The organism is Pseudomonas sp. FBCC-B1667 (assembly GCF_059133255.1).
In genome coordinates this window covers 3,519,351-3,540,721 of the sequence record NZ_CP101437.1, presented here as the reverse complement: position 1 = coordinate 3,540,721, position 21,371 = coordinate 3,519,351, and the positions used below count along the sequence as shown (strand labels likewise).

The 21,371-nt window shown below is 52.1% G+C and carries 18 protein-coding genes; 11 read left to right on the top strand and 7 right to left on the bottom strand.

The window, feature by feature from the left end; all coding sequences use genetic code 11:
- The first annotated feature begins 3 nt into the window (after positions 1 to 3).
- On the top strand, positions 4 to 1,359 hold the full coding sequence (locus NL116_RS16105; protein WP_494373031.1) for a hypothetical protein: 1,356 nt from the start codon (positions 4 to 6) through the stop codon (positions 1,357 to 1,359).
- A gap of 448 nt (positions 1,360 to 1,807) precedes the next feature.
- Here the strand turns inward: NL116_RS16105 and NL116_RS16100 are convergent, their stop codons facing one another.
- The 4 genes from NL116_RS16100 to NL116_RS16085 form a co-directional block, all read right to left on the bottom strand.
- Positions 1,808 to 2,110 carry a type II toxin-antitoxin system CcdA family antitoxin gene (locus tag NL116_RS16100; protein ID WP_494373030.1) on the bottom strand — a complete coding sequence of 101 codons (303 nt, stop codon included), beginning with the start codon at positions 2,108 to 2,110 and terminating at the stop codon, positions 1,808 to 1,810.
- A 131-nt stretch (positions 2,111 to 2,241) separates the two neighbouring features.
- The gene (locus NL116_RS16095) at positions 2,242 to 3,420 is read right to left on the bottom strand and encodes a phospholipase D family protein (RefSeq protein ID WP_494373029.1); all 1,179 of its coding nucleotides are present in this window, start codon (positions 3,418 to 3,420) and stop codon (positions 2,242 to 2,244) included.
- A 150-nt stretch (positions 3,421 to 3,570) separates the two neighbouring features.
- Entirely contained in the window at positions 3,571 to 4,485 is a 915-nt protein-coding gene (locus tag NL116_RS16090) for a hypothetical protein (RefSeq protein ID WP_494373028.1), read from the bottom strand.
- A 2-nt stretch (positions 4,486 to 4,487) separates the two neighbouring features.
- Entirely contained in the window at positions 4,488 to 5,297 is an 810-nt protein-coding gene (locus NL116_RS16085) for a phosphodiester glycosidase family protein (protein ID WP_494373027.1), read from the bottom strand.
- 152 nt (positions 5,298 to 5,449) lie between these two features.
- Here NL116_RS16085 and NL116_RS16080 point away from each other — a divergent pair, with 152 nt between their 5' ends.
- The 7 genes from NL116_RS16080 (at position 5,450) to NL116_RS16050 (ending at position 14,631) form a co-directional block, all read left to right on the top strand.
- Complete coding sequence (locus tag NL116_RS16080; protein ID WP_494373026.1) at positions 5,450 to 6,067, top strand: hypothetical protein; 618 nt, start codon at positions 5,450 to 5,452, stop codon at positions 6,065 to 6,067.
- 344 nt (positions 6,068 to 6,411) lie between these two features.
- A complete protein-coding gene (locus tag NL116_RS16075; protein ID WP_494373025.1) occupies positions 6,412 to 7,239 on the top strand; it encodes a pentapeptide repeat-containing protein in 828 nt (275 codons plus the stop codon).
- Between the two features lie 257 nt (positions 7,240 to 7,496).
- The gene (locus NL116_RS16070) at positions 7,497 to 9,209 is read left to right on the top strand and encodes an ATP-dependent nuclease (RefSeq protein ID WP_494373024.1); all 1,713 of its coding nucleotides are present in this window, start codon (positions 7,497 to 7,499) and stop codon (positions 9,207 to 9,209) included.
- The gene (locus tag NL116_RS16065; protein ID WP_494373023.1) at positions 9,199 to 10,590 is read left to right on the top strand and encodes a UvrD-helicase domain-containing protein; all 1,392 of its coding nucleotides are present in this window, start codon (positions 9,199 to 9,201) and stop codon (positions 10,588 to 10,590) included. The genes NL116_RS16070 and NL116_RS16065 overlap by 11 nt, the downstream gene beginning before the upstream one ends.
- Before the next feature lie 214 nt (positions 10,591 to 10,804).
- Positions 10,805 to 12,892 (top strand): AAA family ATPase, encoded by a 2,088-nt coding sequence (locus tag NL116_RS16060; RefSeq protein WP_494373022.1) that lies wholly within the window; start codon positions 10,805 to 10,807, stop codon positions 12,890 to 12,892.
- The gene (locus NL116_RS16055) at positions 12,885 to 13,706 is read left to right on the top strand and encodes an HNH endonuclease family protein (RefSeq protein WP_494373021.1); all 822 of its coding nucleotides are present in this window, start codon (positions 12,885 to 12,887) and stop codon (positions 13,704 to 13,706) included. The genes NL116_RS16060 and NL116_RS16055 overlap by 8 nt, the downstream gene beginning before the upstream one ends.
- A gap of 184 nt (positions 13,707 to 13,890) precedes the next feature.
- Positions 13,891 to 14,631 carry a hypothetical protein gene (locus NL116_RS16050; protein ID WP_494373020.1) on the top strand — a complete coding sequence of 247 codons (741 nt, stop codon included), beginning with the start codon at positions 13,891 to 13,893 and terminating at the stop codon, positions 14,629 to 14,631.
- 371 nt (positions 14,632 to 15,002) lie between these two features.
- Here the strand turns inward: NL116_RS16050 and NL116_RS16045 are convergent, their stop codons facing one another.
- Complete coding sequence (locus NL116_RS16045) at positions 15,003 to 15,791, bottom strand: hypothetical protein (RefSeq protein WP_494373019.1); 789 nt, start codon at positions 15,789 to 15,791, stop codon at positions 15,003 to 15,005.
- 340 nt (positions 15,792 to 16,131) lie between these two features.
- Here NL116_RS16045 and NL116_RS16040 point away from each other — a divergent pair, with 340 nt between their 5' ends.
- Both NL116_RS16040 and NL116_RS16035 read left to right on the top strand, forming a co-directional pair.
- On the top strand, positions 16,132 to 17,196 hold the full coding sequence (locus NL116_RS16040; RefSeq protein WP_494373018.1) for a hypothetical protein: 1,065 nt from the start codon (positions 16,132 to 16,134) through the stop codon (positions 17,194 to 17,196).
- Between the two features lie 93 nt (positions 17,197 to 17,289).
- Positions 17,290 to 18,720 (top strand): IS1182 family transposase, encoded by a 1,431-nt coding sequence (locus NL116_RS16035; protein ID WP_494373017.1) that lies wholly within the window; start codon positions 17,290 to 17,292, stop codon positions 18,718 to 18,720.
- A gap of 288 nt (positions 18,721 to 19,008) precedes the next feature.
- Here NL116_RS16035 and NL116_RS16030 read toward each other — a convergent pair whose 3' ends face one another.
- The gene (locus NL116_RS16030; protein WP_494373016.1) at positions 19,009 to 19,413 is read right to left on the bottom strand and encodes a DUF6632 domain-containing protein; all 405 of its coding nucleotides are present in this window, start codon (positions 19,411 to 19,413) and stop codon (positions 19,009 to 19,011) included.
- 62 nt (positions 19,414 to 19,475) lie between these two features.
- Positions 19,476 to 19,940, bottom strand: a complete 465-nt coding sequence (locus tag NL116_RS16025; RefSeq protein WP_494373015.1) for an Lrp/AsnC family transcriptional regulator — start codon at positions 19,938 to 19,940, stop codon at positions 19,476 to 19,478.
- Between the two features lie 166 nt (positions 19,941 to 20,106).
- On the opposite strand from NL116_RS16025, the gene NL116_RS16020 reads away from it, so the two are divergent.
- On the top strand, positions 20,107 to 21,357 hold the full coding sequence (locus NL116_RS16020; RefSeq protein ID WP_494373014.1) for a Zn-dependent hydrolase: 1,251 nt from the start codon (positions 20,107 to 20,109) through the stop codon (positions 21,355 to 21,357).
- Positions 21,358 to 21,371: the final 14 nt, after the last annotated feature.

Here is a 21,371-nt window from a genome sequence, read left to right as displayed (position 1 = left end):
CAAGTGCCGGTGTTTCTGCTAGCGCTAGTATCCGCGATATTTTCGCAAACAGGGTCGGCAGGCGGCTGGTTTGGCCCTGAAGATACTACGACTTCGCTTTACCATCCCCCTCTGCCAAAAGGAGTGAATGAAGAGTTCCTAGCGCGTCTATCACGGGCGCTAGTTATCGCGCGCTCAGAAGGAATTTTTACAAACACTGAGCTGGCAACTATACAAAGAAGCTTTGCAAATCAAGAAGAGCAAGCTGAGTTGAAAGCTATTTGGGATGATTGCAAGGCCGGAAATGCTTCAGCATGTGATGAGAAAAATCGTAGGCGCCTAGTAGCCCCGCCCGCAACACAAAGCAGTCACGAGGTCGGTTTCGCAACTGATATTGGGATTAGCGCTATAGCATCAGCTAGATTACCTGACTTCGCTGAAATCCTAGATAATGAAGGGCTAACTCTGCCTCTCTTTTACGACCCTGTGCATATTGAACCCGCAGAGGATTCGTCTTTAAGCGGATTGCGTCAACAAACGCGATATGAGTTGTGGCGTTCGTCACCCACATCAGGCGCTCGATTGACAACGAATGGAAATCTGAGAGCTTTTGCTAGAGCTGGAAGCATCATATTAGGAAGAGTGCCTATAGGAAAAGAGAGCACATTGGGAAGTGATCCCCGTATTCACGAGTTTTCCGCGCTTGTGCAGCAACTCACGCGTGAGGATCCGGGATCGCACAGTGAAGCAGTAAGGGCGTTGGGTCAGGCATTTGCCAGCATACGTGAGCTATCAACAATTCGCATGAGTGCGGAGCAAGATGCCCGGGCCGTTTTTAATGATCTGGTGGCGAAAGAAATTAAGAAAGAACTCTCCGCGCAGGCGGCCGAGTCAAGGGTCGCTGATGTAGATAATTTAGTCGTTCATCTTCAATCGTCGAGCCCGTCGGATAGCTATTGGATGTCTCGATGGATGCGAAATAACATCACTCCGCAAGGGAATATCAGACTGAATGCAGAGTGGAGTTCAAGCGCCATTGCCACTCAGATTGCACACGAGCGCAGCATTCTTGAACAAGAGCGATCCTTGGCGCTTCAACGGAAGGCCTTTTGGGATGAAATGTTTGATCCAATAGGCGGCAATCGAAATCGGCCACCAATGATTTATCGCTCACCGAACTATTCTGACGATTTTCCAAGAAGAGAACCGCGCTCCCGGCCTGAGCATGAAATACGCTACCCGCAACCGGAGCGTGCGGAAAATTGGCAAAGAGAACAGCCGAAGGATGTTGAGCTCAGGGAGCGCCCCACGCCTAAACCCCCTAGAGCACGTTCTCCACTTCCGCCGCCAGATCCATTCATTGATCTCACGCGTCCATAAATGCACTGAAGTTGTATGACACTGTATCCATCAACGATGCCCGACTGTGACAAAAGCCCCCCTGAACGTGGTGGATTGTGTTTTGCGACCAGGCTTCAAATACAGTAAATCTGCAAAGTTCCTGGTCAACCGGTGTAAAAGGGAGACTACGCCGATGACCATTTTCCTATCTCACGGCCGGCCGCCGTTGATAATGGTTATGTTGTGTTGAACGCCATTGATGCGTGGTGGTGCAGGGGGATAGTGCGTTTTTTGAGTGCGCCCATCGACACGGATTTGGGGGAAGCTTCGAGATATGATTCTTCAGATTTTCAAGACGTGGGTTGATCAAGTTTGGATTGTTTAATACCTGTGGTTCCCACCGCCCGTCGATAAGGTTCGATTGCGGCAAGCTTCCACGAACCTGAATGCCGGGAGGTATCAAATCCGCGAGGCTATTGCGACTGCTTCAAAAGCTCCGCAAATTGTCGCTGAATAACCCGTGGGTTTCCACGTGTTCGTTGTACGCATGAATGGCTTCGCTATTCTCTGCCAGCCATTGCTCGTGCCGCTCCGTACGGAGCGCCTCCGTCCGATTCCGTTCCATCATCGCAGAGAGGGTAATGTCTTCCTGTTGGTGCATGGCCATCGCCTCTTCTGAGTCGATATCGACAAGATACCGGCAGCCGTGTTGCAGGAAACTGCTAACCCCGACGTTAGATTTTTGGCCCTGGTTTGTGCTCGTCAAGCATGAAAACATGATGTCTACCACGCATCCACGTCCTGCATCACCTCTTGGTTAAGCTACTGCGTGACAAGGGCAGCAGCCTTCCCAGGGGGAGAGAGTACTTAGGTGCATATGGGCCCGAGCCGATGGAAGCAGCCGGCGCTCGACGCAGCAGTTTAAAATTCTGAGTCGGGATTGCTTTCCAACCAGATAAGGGCGTCGAGTTGAGCAATGTTTTTTGCTGGATAATCTTTCGCGCGGTCGAGCGCTATGCGAAATAGGCGTGCACAGCGAATGTAGTTCTCGCCCTCGGTCGCGCCTCGTACTCTGTCTAGGCCTGAGTCTCTTAGCCAATCTCTGACTGGTTTATTGAGCACGTGGTATTGCTTCGGGAAGAATTGGCAGAGCATCTCTGAGAGGAGGGCGCCCCTGGTGGTCAAGCCGATGCTGTGCAGGCGATCAATTTCTACCCTCACGACACGATCCCTGGATACATACTGTGCGTCCAATATGCGTACTAGGCTTTTCGCCAGCTCCTTAAAATTACTACCTCGACCTTGTCTTTCCCAACCCCGCCCTTGGAACCGGCTTCCTATATCGAATGACCAGAGGGCGTTTAGCGCGGCGTAAAAACCTAGGTTGCGAGACGGATTCCACGCGCGGGCTGCAGCAGTCGTCCGAAATAAAGATTCGAGGTCGCGTTTTACGGTTTTGAACGCGAACATCTGTTGTCGCCGTCTGGTCAGAACAGCCGCGGAACGCGTGAGCGCTCGGGGATCAGGGAGTACCAGTTCGAAGACAGCTCCATCATCTTGGGCTTCTGTTTCTGATGTATCTGGTGATTTCGGCTTCTTAGGTTGAATGGCCTCCCGATAGCGACGAATCCAATTCTCGTCGAGGGTTACACACTTTTCTGTGAGGGTTTCGATCCACTGTTCGGCCGCATTGAAAGTCTTGTCAGAAATCGCTGAGTAGCCATTAGCTTCATAATTGGTAGAGAACGCAGCTTTAGAAAGATTTGAAGAGCCGACAAGCGCGTAGCATTTGCCATTCAGTTCCTTCCAAAAAACGGCTTTCGGGTGAAATCCGTCTATCGCTTCCGCGGCGAGAAAATCATCGTGCCTGTCAGGGGGAAGCCACTCGAGTACGTCCTCGCAAGCTGCTTTTCGGGTGATCCCGAAATCTTTGCCGACTATGAACTTGAATGACTCGCACTGGCTGCCCAACTCTTCCTTGATGTCCCAATGAGTCAGATAGGCGCTGACGATGTACAGATGAGTCGATTCGCGAAGAGCTCGACGATAGACGTCTTGAAGCTCTGTGCCAGAGCGATTGGGCAGTAAAAGCAATTCCATGCATTGAAATCCACGATGTTATTGGTGCGGAGTTGTTGGTAGGCTTCGACTCGATTCCCACATCCAGGTAGGTCAATCGAGCCGCAATGACTGTTTACCAGGATGAGTTATGCAGATTCGCCAAGCTACGTCTACAGCCAGAAGGGCGCGTTAGTAATCGCTTCCAAAATCAAAGCTCGCCGTGGCCATGAATTTTTCTCCCCGAAGCGTTTTCCAACCCGGAAATTTTACGGCCGTGGAGCAATCGAGGCCTTGAGCGCCGGTCTCTACCCTTTGATCTGGCGCATTTCGCAAATGGTAGGCGCATCCGCGCATCTGAATGCTCCCAGACTCTTTCTCGATGACGTAGTCACCTACAACCCAGAGACGTTCCACCGTCGATTTGGAGGGTACCAAAAAGTCCATACGGAAAGTGTTCCCGTCCTTGCTGCCTGCGATTCTTCCGTTTTTCCATTTTTGGTGAGGGACATCAAATGAACCGGTGAGCTTGGATTCCGACTGGGCGAGCTTCAGCACGCCTGAGTTTGCACCGAGCACCATCTCCCACTCACCCGCGAGAATGACTCGCTTTGTGTCCGTTCGCTCAAAGTGTGGTTTCAGCGTGGCGGGTTTGGGTGTAATGCTGAAGGTGATTGGAGTCGAATTTCTTTCCAAATCACCAGTGCGGTAACTCGCAGAGACCTGAATCGGAGCATCGGTGAAGCTGACGGCGCGGACTTTGAATTCTTCGATGAGACCCGAACCGCTGATTTCACCTACCACTGCATGTGCGGTCGGAACGACCTTCAGGCTGCTCGAGGACGATGTGACAGTGACCGTCCCTGGGGGCAGCTTGTGCTGTGCAGAGGGATAGACTGTGATTACTAAATTCTGCGTGTCTCCGACATTCAAGGATTTCGAGTCGGCGTCGATTCTCACCTCAGCATCTGGGCTTTGAAACATGGCTACTACATTTTTAAACGACTCAGCATGTTCTAAACACCACGCCAAGGCTGACCAACAACCTCCCAGAGCGCCAGCATAGATTGTGAGCTTTTTGGCTAACTGCTTACTAAAACCGGACATGGCTATTTCTCAGCCAGGCGGTCGATTCTAATTGCGTTCGGAAAGTAAGACCTTCCCGAGTCACCGAACAGCAATCCTTTCGATGGGATGTGTATCTGAGCACCAGCGCCGCCGTCCAGGGCGATGGCTCTATGAATTTTTAGCCCACGGCTTTCAGCGATTTGTTGGAATGTTTGCGCAAAGTCATAGAGCGTCGATGCTTGGCTGAATGAGTGAAAAACGCCTACAACCAGCATTTCTCCATTAAGCGTGTAACCAATGGCGACTCTGTTGAATTCGGCATCCCGGGGATTTTTGCGGATGTCGATGGCACCTTTGTGCACGATGATCGGTTTGGATTGAATTGCTTCCGACCATGCGCCTGCCTGGTTGCGATTCTGGGCTGGAATGATCCTCACATCGCCTTTACGGTCAGAGACTAGGATACCGCCATGATCCCATTCCATGAGCTTGACGAGGCGTTTTCCGTTAGATCTGATCAAGCCGATTGGCTTTTCAACACCATCTGATCTGAAACCAAAAAAGCCGCCGCTTGCTATCAGAATGGTATTTTTATTCGCGATCAAAGAATAGGCTTGCTTGGCAGTGCCTTTCTTCCGGATATCCTGGACTGACAGGGCGGAGATGTTCGCAGGGATATACGCTGTGACGGTTTGATGCTCACCGCAAACCCGAGTCGCCACTTCTGCTCCCGCTGCCAAAAGGTAGTTTTTTTCGACGCACTCTTGAGTCGTTGGTTGTTCCTGCGCTTGAGCAGCAAATGCGGCGGTCGATAGACAAATCAGAAGGGCAGCGGGTGAAATCCGTTTCATTATTTTTCTTGTCTAAATTTTGGTTTTTTGCCATCCAGACATTGTCTAGCCGGCACTAAAAAAGCGCGCGGAATACTAATGTATAAGCGTACTGGCGTCTCGCCATTTTTTTACTAGGTCTGGCGCGTCTGTGGTGTTGAATAGGGTGCCCTATGGATAATTCGGTGGGTGAGTATCCATCCACTCATTTGCAGGTCTGCGCTATGAAGGTCACCTGTACTAAATTTGAAGCTGCTTCACGTCAGCTGGATGAAGCCATTGCCTTATTTTTCGCAGATCATGATCCGCTAGCAGTCCGAACGCTGGCCGCCGCCGCACATGGCTTATTTGCAGACTTGGTTGAGCACAAGCATCCGAATGGATCCTGGCGCTCACATTTGATCGAATCTTCGGGCCTCTCTCGAAAAGAGGCATTGGAGGTCATTAACAACGCTCAGAATTTCCTGAAACACGCTGACCGCGATCCTGAGGCGAATCTCTGTTTCGACGAGGAGGAGAACGAACATTTGATTTTCACTGCGGCGCTGGAGTGCGGAGAGCTGGGCGGCCCACTAACCACGGCCATGCAAGCTTTCCAAATATGGTATTTGGCAAGGTACCCAGACAAGATCGGCGCCGAATCTGAACTGGTCATCAAGTCGCGATCAGCGTTCCCTGACTTAGATGAGCTAACACGTGAAAAACAGCTAGCTGCGGGCCTAGATTTTTTGACCTTGGCAATCGCATCATTCGGCGCAGGCTCCCTCAGAAAGAAAAAGCCAAAACCCTAGCAGAACTACAAGTGATAGACCCCATACGGAGTTCTGCTGGAGAGCTCCAATCACCACCTAAGCAGGCATTTAATATGGTGATTGAACTGGTGACTCAACTGGTGGTGTAGGAGGTTTGTCGCGAGGCCAAAGCATGGTGGGGGGATGTGGTTAGCTTCGGTATCTGCCCAATCTTCGGCTTGACTCCGGCACCGATTTTTTTCAGTATCGCGTCACGCCATTGACGGAGGCGTTCAGCCCTAGCTAGCTAAAGCTCCTGCACCGTTTCTACATTTTTTCGACCCAATCTTCTTGAATGGCCAGCGAAAAACTAGGGTTAAGCGTTGGCCGTGAGAGGTTAGGCCATGAAAAAAATCGTTACTCCCTCCCTCTGTGCATTCAAATCCGACGCCGCAATGTTGCTTCGCGATTATCGTGAAGGTTGCCCTGCTGCGGCGAAAAGAATTGCCCGCTTTCAGTCACGTAAAAGCAGCGACATCAAGCTCGCCACATGTCTACGCGTTATCGCCAAGGAATACGGAACTACCTACGAAGAGATCACCGCAGAAGAGCAGATGATCTCCATGTACACCAAGCATTCCTATGCTCAGGGATACTGGAAGCAGCCCTATGAAGGACAATTTCGCAGAGCTCGATTCCTGCTTCAGTTTGATGCGTTAATCGAATGCTTACGAGATCAGGTGCCATTGGCCGTCGCAGCCACCAAACGAGATATCGATTTCAGCGGTTTTCATTTCAGCAGCTTGCTTTTTAGCAGGATCAACCAGGTGCTTGAGCGGAAAAAGCTTCCTGATTTTAGCCATCTTCAAGCACCAGGGAGCCTCGTACATTGGCATTGGCTTTTAGACGTGACGAGCTTCAGTAACTCCAATTTCCAAAACGCCAAATTTTACTCGGTCACCGCTGATCCAATGGTGCGGCCAGGTGTTAGTTGCTGGAAGGCCGACTTCAGTAATGCTGATTTGCAGGGCGCAGATTTTCGAGGCTCGTATCTCAGGGGGGCACGTTTTTTTTGCGCGAAAGTGGGTGGCGTCGATTTTCGTAACGCCAATATCTATGAATGTAATTTTACTGGTGCCGAAGGGGCATTCGTGAGTGGCAATGTCCCAAATGACGGTTGGGATATAGGCCCATATGGGGTCGTTCAGTCAGGCGATGACTTTACGTCGTAGGCACGGAAAGACACCGCAAATGCGCCGTGGTTAAAGTTCGTCTCTCGACTAATCTCAGCGCTTATCCGGTTCGCGTGATGTCAGTTGTGACGCTGGCGAACCAGAGCGCTATGTTTTTGCTGATTCTTCGAGACCACCCGGTTTTTGATTGCGAGTTCTGGCACCGAAGTGAGAAGGGAGCCCTATTGACGAGAGAGCATCGGGTGGTCGAGTCTGCGACCGGTGATATGGAAATTTTCCTTGGTAAGGACTAACTGATGCGCATTGCTAAGCTTGAAGTCCAGAATTTTCGGGGTATCAAAACATTAATCTGGTCTCCAGGTTCTCAAGCGCTGTGCTGCATAATCGGGCCTGGTGATAGCGCAAAAACGACTGTCCTCGATGCAGTTGAAGCGGCTTTGTCGTCAAGATGGTTCACTTTCAACGAAGCTGACTTCCATCAGGGTGACACCGAGGCCCCTGTCCAAATCGAGGTCACAGTTGGGGAGCTTTCCAAGGCTCTCCTCTCTGACCAGCGTTTTGGCTTGTACATCAGAGGAATCGCAACCGACGGGACGATTCATGACGAAACCGCGGAGGATCATGAGCCGGCATTGACCGTTAAGCTCACCGTCGACGCAACTATGGAGCCGGTTTGGGAGCTCATCTGCAATCGTTATCCTACGCCTCGAGTTCTATCCAACCGTGATCGGTCACTTTTTGGTGTCGTGCGCCTTGCCGGCGAAGAGGCGCGGCATCTGACATGGGGCCAAGGCTCCGTACTTTCGAGGATGACAGGTGACCAGGAAGGCGCTGCTCATCAACTTGCTGAGGCTTATCGGGTCGCAAAGCAAACCGCCAATTTGTCCTCCATCCCATCGTTGGTAGCGGCGGCCGCACGCGCTGAACAACTGGCTAAGGAGTTAGGCGCATATGTAAATGATGGCTTCGCTCCGGATCTCGAGCTTGGTCGAGGCGGTTTTAGCTCAGGGTCTATAGCTCTGCATGATGGTACGACGCCCCTACGATTGTCCGGGTTGGGCACACGCCGACTAGCGACTCTCGCGATTCAGCGGGCTTCGATCATGGAAGGGGCGATAGTTCTTGTCGACGAGTTGGAGCAGGGGCTGGAACCTCATCGTGTCCTAGGTGCTGTATCGGCGTTGCGTACGGCTCAGGAGCGGGCAGTTACCGCGCGGACTGCTACGGGCCAATTGCTGATCACGACCCACTCCGACGTGGTGATCTCAGAGTTGAAGGGCGAATCACTTTTTGTCATGCGCAGAGACAATGGCCTCGCATGGATAACTCAGGCGCAGACGGAAGCATTGGCCAAAGTACTGAAGCATGCGCCGAGGGCATTGTTTGCTCGCAGGATACTCGTCTGTGAGGGTGCAACTGAGTTGGGCCTAATTCTCGGGCTTCGCGAGCTCTACAGGGTTCGCCACGATGATGTACCGATCGAGCATCTTGGATCGGCCATCGTTGATGGCAATGGTGCGGCCGCGCCTTCGCTCGCACTTGCGTTGGCAAGCTTGGGATATAGCACTGCGTTGTTTCGAGACTCTGATCGAAGATTGCCTGCAGCCGTCTCCGCGAGTCTTCAGCGTCAACACGTAACCGTGCTTGAATACGGGGACAACCTCTGTACGGAACACGCGATCTTACAAGCGAGCTGGCCTGACATCGTCGATGAGTTACTCGGTGCTGCTACCAGTACTTTCGGTTCAGCAACCATTCAAGCGCAGCTTAGACCTGCGTTTCCCGGTAGTAATGTAGCTGGGCCGTTCGCTAACTGGATCCCCGCACCACCAGGAGTCGGAGGAAACCCATTCCGCTTGGCAGGGCTAGCTGTCCAGTACAATTGGTTCAAGTCGGAGGAGCGTGGGCGCGCCATTGCTTCTGCGGTAGACCGCCTGGTAGAGCTTGGCGAAGTGGGCCCGTTATCTCTTTGCTTGAAAGCTGTAGAACGGTGGTTATATGGCGAGTGAGCTCGATTGGCTGTTTCAACTGAGAGGCCGTTCGATCGTGGCTCCCGCTGGGTATGGAAAAACCGAGCTGTTGGCTAAGGCCTCCGCCTACTATCCGAGCTCGTTGATTCTTACTCATACACATGCCGGTGTGCATGCCATTAGCGAGCGAGTGAAGCGCCTAGGTATCCCCAAAGAGCGAGTGACCATAGAAACAATAGCGAGCTGGGCTAGCCGTTATGCATATGCGTTCCCAAAACTTGCCAACCACCCACCTAAAAACCCAAGAGGTGCAGAGTGGAATCAGGTGTATCAGGGAGCTATCAACGTCCTTTCCAGCCCTATAGCGCATCGAATAGTTCAGTCCTCTTACGACCGGATTTACATCGATGAATATCAGGACTGCGAAAGATTCCAGCATGCGATTGCCAATAGCCTGGCCCGTATCGTACCTACGCTGATTTTCGGTGACCCGATGCAGGGTATTTTCGAGTTTGTTGATTCGAAAATCAGCTGGGGCGCTGAGGTTGTTCCAAGCTTTCCAGTGGCGTACGAGCTTAACGAACCACATCGATGGAATACTTGTAACCCCGCGTTAGGTGCGTGGATCGCCGACGTCCGTCAGAGGCTTCTAGAGGGTAGCCCCATTGATTTGAGGCAGGGGCCTATTAGCTATCGTCCAGCAGCCAACGCTTTCGATATGTCGCTCTTCTTTGAAGGTATTGATGAGCGCGCGGGGTCGACGGCTGCAATCCATTGTCGCCGGGGAGTATGCGATAACCTCGCGAAAACCAGTAAAGGTGCTTATCAGGCTATAGAGGAAATGGCAGGAGCCCGCCTCATCCAGTTTGGTCAGCAATGGGACTCCTCGGAGAGTGCGGCGCAAAGGGTAGCTGCTTTGAACGCGTTGCTGGATGATGCAATGGCTCGCAACCTCCCTCAACCAGCACCAGTTGATAACCTTTACGACCTGAATGCTCGACGGCAGGTCGCGTGGGATAAATTAGGTCTAACTGGTTCTGCAGAGAGTGCAGTCGACGTCATAGCGCATGAGAAAGCTCATCCATTATCCCGTACCCACCGAGGCGAATTGCTGAATGACGCGCGTCGTGCTTTGACGGAGCTCTCGTTTGGGCGCAGTGACTCTCTAATCGTCGCATGTCAGCAAGCACGTCAACGGTTGAGTCATACAGGGCGCGCTCCAACGAAACGGGTGGTGTCTACCCCGTTGCTCCTCAAAGGGTTGGAGTTCGACCACGTGCTAATTCCCGATGCTACTCATTTTTTGAATGAGCGCTTCGCAAGTGCCAAGCTCTTCTATGTGGCGATATCAAGAGCAAGGCATTCGTTATCAATATCCTCGTCGAGCCCGATTCTTCAGTTTCCCAAGCCGATCCTGTAATGCGCGACGACGTGGATGCCATGACCAAAGCACTCAAGAAGGTATCTGTACGTAGCTCACTTAGTCTCGTTGCCGGCGTTAGGCATAAAGTATGCGGAGGGGCTTCACATCAACTCTATGGTCGGCCCGCCGCCTGCACCTTTACTATATGCAGATCACATACGTTGCTCTGTTCAATCGCGTTGGCACTCCACGGACTACTGAGGAGACAAGGATGACCCCGATTCACCGCCCGCCGTGCCCTGATTTTTTGCGGCCTTATCTTGTTGACACTCCTGTCGACGATTTACGTACAGATGAAATGCTCAAATCACTTGAAAAGTCGCGTGGTAGCTTACCCGCATCGATAGATCGTTATAGCAGAAAGCTACGAGACATCCTCAGTGACGTGTTTCAAGCTCGCTGTTGTTACTGCGAGATCTATGCAGATCGTTCGTCTTCAGGTGTTATTGATCGCTTCCGGCCGAGGGGAGGGACTCCAGGTCGGTCAGGGTCTCGCTCTGCATCCTACTGGCACCTTCAGGCAGATTGGAGAAATCTCTACTGGGCCTGTGCGACCTGCAACCGATATAAAGCTGATCGCTTTCCACTGCTCAACGATCCAGCGCCTTTCGGGCTCCCTTACGACGACATTATCCGCTTGGAAGAGCCCGTTCTCCTTGATCCGTGCATAGACAATCCTGATGACCATCTCGAGTTTTTGGAGGATGGATCCGTGAAGGGCATCACGCCGCGAGGCTCAGAAACAGTGATGCTTTTTGACTTAAACCGTAGGCAGTTGCTCACTGCGCGAGCAGAGCAAGTGAAACTCTTCCATTTTGCAAGCCCTCGGGAAAGAGAGGAAAGGGCCGCCGGTAATAGTGCCCATTGTGCAGTCTGGCGGCAAATGCTCTATGGGAGAGATAGACCGCGTACGTCGTACCTGCCGGGAGAAGAAGGACATCGACTAGCTGTGCCCGAACAGTTAGAGAGGGTGATCGATACCGAGAGTGGAGTCGGTTTTGAAGCGTATCGAGCTAAGGCTCAGTACATCAACCGCATCAAGATTAAAAACTTTGGGCCTATTCACATTCTCGATCTTGACCTGAGCTTGTCGCTGTCACCCCAAGCACCCTGTTTTGCCTTGCTGGGGGAAAACGGTGTGGGCAAGAGCACCGTTTTGCGCGCACTAGCGTTGGCGTTGTCCGGAAAGGCATACGCGAAGCGATTAGGGGTTACGAGTGCCAAGCTACTATCTGACGGAACTTTGGATGGGGAGGTGAGGGTGTCCATCGTCGGAGGCGGCGAAGACATCATTATGAAGTTGCGGCGAAATCGTCCGATCGAGTTCAACATCGAACATTCCAGATCGTTGGTTCTTGCCTATGGTGCGACGAGACTTTTGCCCAAGGGGCGGCACAAGCCAAAGCCTGGCAGAAATCACGCGAAGATCGATAACCTGTTTGACCCTTTTCTTCCCCTCTCCAAGCCCGATGATTGGCTGGCAACCCTGGACGCTGAGCGTCTGGAGGAGGTTAATCGTGTCCTGGCCGACTTGATGCCTCAGGAGCACCAAGTGAAGGTCATCCAGGATCCTGCATCTCACGTTGTTTCGCTGGAGGTTGGCGGCGCAACAGGCAGGAAAATTGAGCACCTGAGTGATGGTTATCAGTCGATGCTCGGCATGGCGGTGGACATTATGAAAGTGTTGTACCTGTCAGGATCCACGATGGAATCGGCTGAAGGCGTGGTGCTCATCGATGAGCTGGGAAATCATTTCCATCCTGCCTGGAGGCTTCAATGTGTTTCAGCTCTGCGCACCGCATTTCCCCGCGCGCAATTCATCTACAGCACTCACGATCCTCTGTGTCTAAGAGGACTTCATGAAGGTGAGGTAGCAGTATTAATGCGTGACAGGCTTGGACACATCTATGCCTTGGAAGACCTGCCTCCGGTGTCCAAACTCAGAGTAGAGCAGCTTTTGTCATCTGAGCATTTCGGGCTCCGAAGCACGGCTGATCCTCAAATGGAGGAGGACATCCGTGAGTATGAAATGCTTCTTGGAACAGCGGATCGTACGGAGGAAGAAAACGAAAGACTTGAAGAGCTGGTGCAGAGTCTTACCGATGACCGCTATCTGGGATCGACTCGCCGAGAGAGGCTGGCCCTGCAGCTTTTAGACTCATCAGGAATGGAGCAGGTGCCGACGCAGCCTAGTGTCAGTGCACAGGATCTCTCCAGCAGGACAGTTTCTCGATTGCGATACGTGATGCAACAGGTTTCGCCTCGGGCCGGTGGCGAGCGAGGTATCCAAAATGATTAATGTTGATCGGCCAGAAGGTAGCGTGCCAGCTGGATTGATTGCGGCCGGAGTAGCGGAACGACGAGCCAATCGTCTCGCTCGAATCGCACAGCAGAAGCTCAGCTTTGGGGCATATTCCACGCCGGCAGTGAAAGCTCAGCTTAATATTTTATTTGGCCGCAAATGCGCTTTCTGCGAGTCATTGCTTGCTGGTACGCAGTCTGGTGATATCGAACATTATCGCCCTAAAGGAGGGGTCATCATCGATCCCGTACCTCCTGAAACTGTGAAGATCAAAAAGGATGGGTATTACTGGCTTGCAGCCAAATGGCCTAACCTCCTGATCTCTTGCGCAGACTGTAATCGTCCCAGGACACAGCTGGATTACGATGATGTAGCGCGAGTGATCGGTAAGTCGAACTACTTCCCTTTGGTCGATGAGAGTACGCGCGCCACAGGCCCCCGTGGACTGCGCAATGAGGTTCCCTTATTGCTTAATCCGTGTATCGACGATCCCGAAAACCATTTAGTGTTTCTTGATGATGGCCGGGTTGAGCCTGCAGTGCATGACGGTGTAGAAAGCGAGAAAGGAAAAGCAAGCATTCGTTACTTGGGATTGGCTAGGGCCGAGCTATTGCAGATGCGCGCTCGTCATCGCCGAAGCGTTATGGCTGCCATACGCCATACAGTATCCGCACTCGAAGAAGGCCGAGATCCTGGAACCGATCTGGACGACTTGCTGACGTTGCTTTCCCCTACAGAAGCATACGTAGCCTATACCCGTACGTTGGTTAGAACTCACATGAGCGCTTACCTCGAAGCACTAGGGCTTTAAGCAGATAAAGCTATAGCGCTGGATAACGCTTTGCACCAATGCGTCATCTTTTTCATTCAGCCATCTTCAATGGTCAACGAGATGCCGGGGCATAGCGTTGGCCGTTGGAGGTTTGGTCGCGAACATAAGTTGAATGCGTTTTTCTTTTTTGCTATCAAAGCGGCCTCACTCAGGAAGCTGCGCAATGGATAGCTCGCAACAAACCTTGGCCGATGCCTACCGCGATATACTCTCAGGCTTGCCGCAGCACTGGCTCGACCGAAGCCGATCCCACGAAGCAGAGTACGCCAAGCTCTCTGGCCTTTTTCTCCCAGGCACCTCGCCTGCATACTATTCCGCTCCGCGAAGGATTCTGGTGGTAGGGCGTGAAACCCGCCGCTGGGATGTGTTGAAAGGCGATGAAAAATTCGAGAGCCTAGAAACCTACATCGATAAAGCGATGGCTACACAACAGGATCACCTCACCAGATTCATCGTTAAGCCCAAGGATCGAGGAGAAAGCTTCAGCCTGCTTCGTGACTTGGCAGACGGACACGGTACGCACGGTATTGCTTGGGCTAACCTGTTCTGTTTCGCCTGGAACAAAAAATCTCCCATGCGCTGGGAGCATTTTTCAAAATTAGTAGAAGTCTCGGAGCAATTGCTCAAAGCCCAAGTAAAACTTCTGCAGCCCGACATTATTATCTTCGCTAACGGCGCTAGCAGTGCGAAGATTCGCCAAGATTATTTTCCTCATAAGGGTGAAATGAGTGTATGTAGCGAACTGGGTGACTTCTGCGAGCAAGGTATTCCGCGTAACCAACTGTGGCGATTCAAGTTACACCAGCGTATTCAATGCTATCGAATCCAGCATCCGAGTAGTATTAGCGTACCTTCCCGAGCTGCGCGTCGATTCTTGCTCGAACAGTTGAGCGTTGGTGAATAAGACGTTTGAGGTCAATTCGCCTGCCAGATAAAGCATTTGCTCCTACTGATCCTGCTTAAGCGCGGCACAGATCGCCATCTAAAATACCGAGGCTTTGGACATCCGCGTCTGATCGATTTCTGTCAGCCTTGACGGGCAGAAGTCGACCCATAGCTGAATTGGCTAGATGCAAAATCTGGCCAACAGCAGGCTTTCGCGAGGTTAAACAATCGATCCAAAACAACAGTTTTGCGAATTTCACATAACAAAAGAACAACGTGTTGTGTGAAATTTATTATTTGAGTCAAACGCAGCTTTAGTCGTTAATGAAGGGCAATCGACGCGCAGCGTTGGTACGCCCCCTTTCAATAAGTGTGTTGGGCGCCACGCATCTAGAATACAATGCTCCATTGGCCAGAGCGCTCTCGCAAAATTTCTCGCTCGGATAGCCTATTAAGGACTTTAAGAACTTCATTTTTGTATTCGGGGTTGGATTTTAATAGCCAATGTTTTGGAATGATATTTTTTTCAGGGTAAGCGTGTCTAATGTAGTCTAAAATATCATCTAGCTCTGGTGTTAAATACTTGAAGGCATCTTCATACTCCTCTGCTTCAAAGGAAACATGGTCTCCAATAATAAGTGAGTTCTGTAGCAGCGCCACAGTTTCAAAAACAACAATTTCTTCGTTATCAGATAAAGTCTCCCATGCTGACGATAGCGCTTTGACTGCATTTGCCACAGGAAGAGCTACGGAACAGGCTGTCGCTATCACGGCCAATTTATTCCACTCTGATACAGCAAGCACCGTACCAAGGAGGCCAAAAATCTCTAATTGTAGTTTGCGAAGAGTTGGCGTTATTTTCAGAATTCGCCCATATCCAAGTTTAGCCGACATCTTGGGGTCTAGTGGATCATAAGCGTTTGGTATCGCGTATTTTTTTTCGTCTTCAGCTATCTCTTCAATTGCAGATGCGAGCACCCTAGCAGCGTAGTCAGTTCGTGCGCCGGGAACATTACCACGGAGATCTTCCAGGCGCTGCTTGACGAGTTTTCCAATATCGTCGTGTAGCTTGTTATCGAAGAATATCCATTCTCCACTTTTAACAAGTTGTTGTGCGGATTCAATTGTAATCAAGTCCGATGAGACTACGACATAATCGCCTTTTTTTTCATTGCTCATGATCTGTACTCCCGCCCTGTCAGGCGTGACTGTCTGAATGTGGATAGTCCACAGACGATGTTTTTAAACGTATCTTTATCGGATAGCGTAGCTTGTAATTCGTGCAAGACGCGTCAGGTAGAGGTGTCTAGATGTCACTAGACACAAGATCTGCATCTGGCCGAAAGCTGTCCCTCACGAACGATCACTTTCCACGCGACTTTGCTTTACTGCAGGATCTCTGTGAATGCGCCCGCATCATCGAGGAAGCTTTCAATGAACTCCTGCTTCGCATCAGCGCTGCTAAAGCATGTAAAAGCGACTGGAAATAGCTCGGAGCATGCGCCGGTGGTAGCTTAGTTTGAGCGAAGTGCCCACTGCGGGCATCGGAATGGAAACATTTTTTTGGGTGAGGCTGGCGATGTTTGAAGAAACAATTCGCGCACTGAAAAAGCTTGGTGACGAAAAATCTGCTGTCTCCATCTCTGCAGACGATGACAACTACTTCGATCGTGAGTGTCCCGCGCCAGAATGCTTAGCTCAGTTCAAGGTGTTGATGGAAGACTGGAAAGAAAAGGTCAGGGACGAGGAGGTCTTTTGTCCGTTTTGTGGTCACACCGCCGATGCACAGAAGTGGTGGACGCAAGAGCAGCTTAATCATGTTCGGGACGTTGCACTGGCGAATATTCAGGGAGCAATCGGTGGTGCGCTTCGCCGTGATGCGCAGAAATTTAACCAGTGTCAGCCCAAGGGCGGATTCATCTCGATGAGCTTAAGGGTGGACAGCCGACCTCAGCATGTACCGATTCCCTATGCCGCGGCAGCGCCCATGCGTCTCAAAATCACTTGTAGTGAATGTGGGTGTCGATATGCCGTTGTCGGTGCGGCGTATTTCTGTCCATCTTGTGGAGCAAACGCAGCGGAGCTTGTCTTTGATCTTACGGCCCAGGGCATCCGGCAGTCGCTTGAAGCCATTGACGCCATAAGGGCCGCCATTCTAGATGCAGACACTGCAGAGAACACGTGCCGTCTGATCGTTGAGAGCGCTTTGCAAAACGTAGTGACGGCATTCCAGCGAAATACAGAGGCGCTTTACGCGCGTGTTGCACCGACAACCAAGATTCGGCGCAACGCGTTTCAGAATCTTGCGGAGGGTTCAGATCTTTGGGTTGCTGCCATAGGGCACGGTTACGACAAGCACCTCGCGACAGTCGAGATGGAACAGTTGACGAAGGTCTTCCAGCAGCGTCACTTGCTAGCCCATACACAGGGCGTAGTCGATGATGATTACATTAGGAAAACCGGTGACACGCGGTATAAGTCTGGGCAGCGATTGGTGATCAAGCGGGAGGCTGTGGCAGAAGCACTAACGTTGGTCGAGCAATTGATTCTCGGAATCCGCGAGGACGCCAAAGGTAAGGGGTGATCTCATCAGCGGCTACTTTTGGCCCAGAGTGTGTAAAAACGCCCGGACAAACCCTTGCTATGATTTCTGAGAATCTCATCGCAGGGGGAACCCATGAAACGGTTTATCCAGGGTGAACACCGAGGTCAAAGTACCTTACTTCCAGAAAGCCTCGACGACTACGTCAGCGATACCAATCCAGTGCGTGTGGTCGATGTCTTCGTCGATGAACTCGACCTAGCCAAACTGGGTTTCGATAGCGTCATTCCAGCCGAAACCGGCAGACCTGCTTATCACCCTGCGATCCTGCTGAAGATCTATATCTACGGCTACCTAAACCGTATTCAATCGAGCCGACGTCTTGAGCGAGAAGCTCAGCGTAACGTCGAGTTGATGTGGTTAACCGGGCGCCTGATGCCCGACTTCAAGACCATCGCCAACTTCCGAAAAGACAACAGCAAAGCCATTCGCGGTGTCTGCCGCCAATTCGTTTTGCTCTGCCAGCAGTTGGGGTTGTTTAGCGAAAACCTGGTTGCCATCGACGGCAGTAAATTCAAGGCGGTGAACAACCGCGACCGGAACTTCACCAGCGCCAAACTGAAGCGGCGCATGGAAGAAATCGAGGCGAGCATCAGCCGTTATTTGGCCTCGCTCGATGCGGCTGATCGCCAGATCCCTAGCGCCTCCAAGCCCGACACGGTGAGCTTGGAAGATAAAATCGCCAAGCTCAAAGCACAGATGAAAGAGCTTCAGGGGATTGAGTCTCAGCTCAACGAATCGCCAGATAAACAGGTTTCGCTGACCGACCCGGATGCCCGTTCGATGATAACGCGCGGCAGCGGGATCGTTGGCTACAACGTGCAGACGGCTGTCGATACGGAGCACCATTTAATCGTTGCTCACGAAGTCACCAACAGAGGTTCTGACCGTGACCAACTCAGTTCAATGGCGAAGCAGGCTCGTGAAGCCATCGGCGTAGAAACGTTGTCGGTAGTTGCCGACCGAGGCTACTTCAAAGGCGAAGAAATCCTGGCCTGTCACGACGCAAGCATCACCGCTTACGTGCCGAAGCCGATGACTTCAAGCGCCAAAGCTGATGGCCGATTCAACAAAGATGCCTTCGTGTATAACGCGACGAAAAACGAATACACCTGCCCGGCGGGAGAGGCACTGATCTGGCGATTCTCCAGCGTTGAGAAAGGCTTGTATATGCACTGCTACTGGAGTTCAAAGTGCCAGAGTTGCACGCTGAAAACCCAGTGCACGCCAAGCACAAATCGTCGAGTAAGGCGTTGGGAACATGAAGCTGTGCTGGAGGAAATGCAGCGTCGGTTGAACCAAGCACCAGAGATGATGAAGGTTCGAAAACGGACAGTTGAGCATCCCTTCGGGACGCTCAAGCAATGGATGGGGGCAACGCACTTCCTGACTCGAAAACTGAACGGGGTGAGTGCGGAGATGAGCTTGAATGTGCTCGCCTATAACTTGAAGCGGGTTATGAAAATCATCGGTACAGAAGGCTTGCTGAAGGCGATGGCGGCGTAAAAGCCGCAGCTTTTACCGCTCCAGGAGGTGCCAAAGCGCTTCATAAACGATATGACGCGCTATCGGCGCGGATCTTGGCAAATGTTCGGGAAATCGCCTCGCCCAGGAGCGCTGGGCTTAGGCATCCAACATACGGAAAGTGTTTTTACACACTCTGGGCCATAGGCTGCCTGCTGTGAAGCGCAGTAGTCGATACAACCCCGTCAGTCGTGACAGGCATAAAACGCGCCGGCGGTGAACAAAAGCGGGCACAGATTTGAGGGCTGCATTACCACGTAAAATCTACTTTTAGGCCCCATCGTGTGTCCGGAGCTTAGCGGCCAATTGCGAGCGAGGCGTCAAGATGGCTAAGGCAACCGCCACGATGAAGAGCGCCGGCACGTCACCCACCAAGTGCCCCATTTGCTCTGGCTGAGTAACCGCCTGGACGGCCATGATTCCTCCGTGCACGGCGCTAGACCACACGGTGAACCTGATGAGGCTCAGATTGGCTGATGGATCACGTGCGGCCAGAATCAAGAACACGCCAAGTGTGGCGTAGATGCCAACGATCATCATCGGGTAGTCCGAGTGACCGACGTGCCAGGCCCAGCCGGAGGGCCAGAACAACATAAGTGGATAGAGGGCAAGGCACGCGAGGCCTGCCAAAACTAGAACGACACGCAAATACCTGAGGCGTTCGACTACGGTCATCGCGGATTTCTCTTTGTGCCTAACGGAAAGCCCAATCTGCTCAATCAGTTCCAGCAGGAACTTCAGTCGAAAGTAGGGACAAACATCCCTGTCTTAACGTTACTCATCGAGACCAAGGTTTTGAAGCGCTTGACGTTGTTGCTTTCGAAAAATAGTTCTCGCGTGAGCTGGGTGTATTGCTCCATATTTTTTACGAGCATGATCAGCACGAAGTCGCATTCTCCGGCGACGTAAAAGCACTGCTGAACCTGGGGACAGGCAAGGAACGATCTCTTCATGTCGTCCAACAAATCCAGCCTCTCGTTCTCCACCTCCACCTCGGTAATGACTGTGAGCGTATAGCCCAGCATTTCCGCGCTGACTTGGGCGACGGTGCCTCGTATGACGCCATCGGCGGACATCTTTTTCAGGCGTCTGTTTACCGCAGCGGAGGACAGATTGACCTTGGCTCCTAGATCCTGCTGCGAGGTACCCGCGTCGCGCTGTACTGCATCGAGTAGAGCCAAATCGAAGTGATCAAGTGTCATTGAGCTCTGTCCGTAATTGAGGGGAGGGAAATGTCGTAAAAACGCAATGAAAATTCATAAATCAGCTAAAAATCAAGCTTTTCGTACGCTCTAAGCGAATAAAATTTCTCCATAAGCACGAATGTGGCATGACAGCCATGGTTCCGCGTCACTGGAGGAAAGTCGGATGATCACGGGTACAAAACTGCAGCTGAACGGCTCGCTGCTACTGGAGCAGATCCATGTGCTTGGGCAAATTGGCGCGGATGCCGAACAGGGCGGCAGAACCAGGATCGCTCTGACGGATGCTGAAAAATGTGGCCGCGACCTGATCGTTGGTTGGATGCGTGACCTTGATCTCGATATTCAGGTCGACCGTATTGGCAACGTGTTCGGCACTCTTCGCTCGCCAAGCGACGATGGTGATCAACATCCGCTGATGATGGGTTCGCACATCGATACCGTGACCAACGCAGGTGCGCTGGATGGTTGCTATGGGGTGTTGGCCGGTCTGGCGGTCATTCGCGCCTACCGTAATGCCGGCGTGCTGCCTGAACGTTCAATTACCGTCGGAGCATTCACCAATGAGGAGGGTGTTCGGTATCAACCCGACATGATGGGCTCGCTTGTGTACGCAGGCGGTTTATCAGTGGAAGCAGCGCTGAACACGATCGGTACCGACGGAACGCGACTTGGCGACGAACTGCAGCGTATCGGTTATGCGGGATCGCTTGAACCCGGTGCCATCGTTCCACATGAGTACATCGAGCTTCATATTGAGCAGGGGCCCATCCTCGAAGCCGAAAAGACCTTGATTGGTGTTGTCGAAAACTTGCAAGGGATTTCCTGGCAGCAGGTTGAAGTGAAGGGCAATGCCAACCATGCGGGTACCACCCCTACGCGTCTGCGTCATGATGCGGGCTTTGTCGCCAGTTCGATCGTCGCAGAGCTTCGAGCCATTGCCGTTGAGGCGGGTACTACGCTCGCGACGGTGGGGTGCATGAAGTTCGAACCTAATGTGATCAACGTCATTCCTCGGAAGGCGACCTTTACGGTCGACCTGCGCGATCCCGATGAAGAGCTGCTGGTTCGTGCAGAAAACCGGCTGAGCACATATCTCGCCGAGCTGGCTGAACAGGAAGGGGTGACCATCTCCACTGAACGCCTTGTGCGTTTTGAGCCTGTGATTTTCAACGCTGAGCTTGCTGATGAGATTGAAGCGTCTGCAAAGCGGTTTGGCTTTAGTCATCGCCGTATGACGTCGGGGGCAGGCCATGATGCGCAAATGATCGCCCGCATGGCGCCAGCGGCGATGATCTTCGTGCCCAGTCGCGGTGGTATCAGCCACAACCCTCGTGAGCATACCGACGATGACCAGTTGATCCAAGGCGCACAGGTGCTGCTCGACGTCGTAAGTCGTCGCCTCATCGCTTCCTGATTCCCTAATTTATC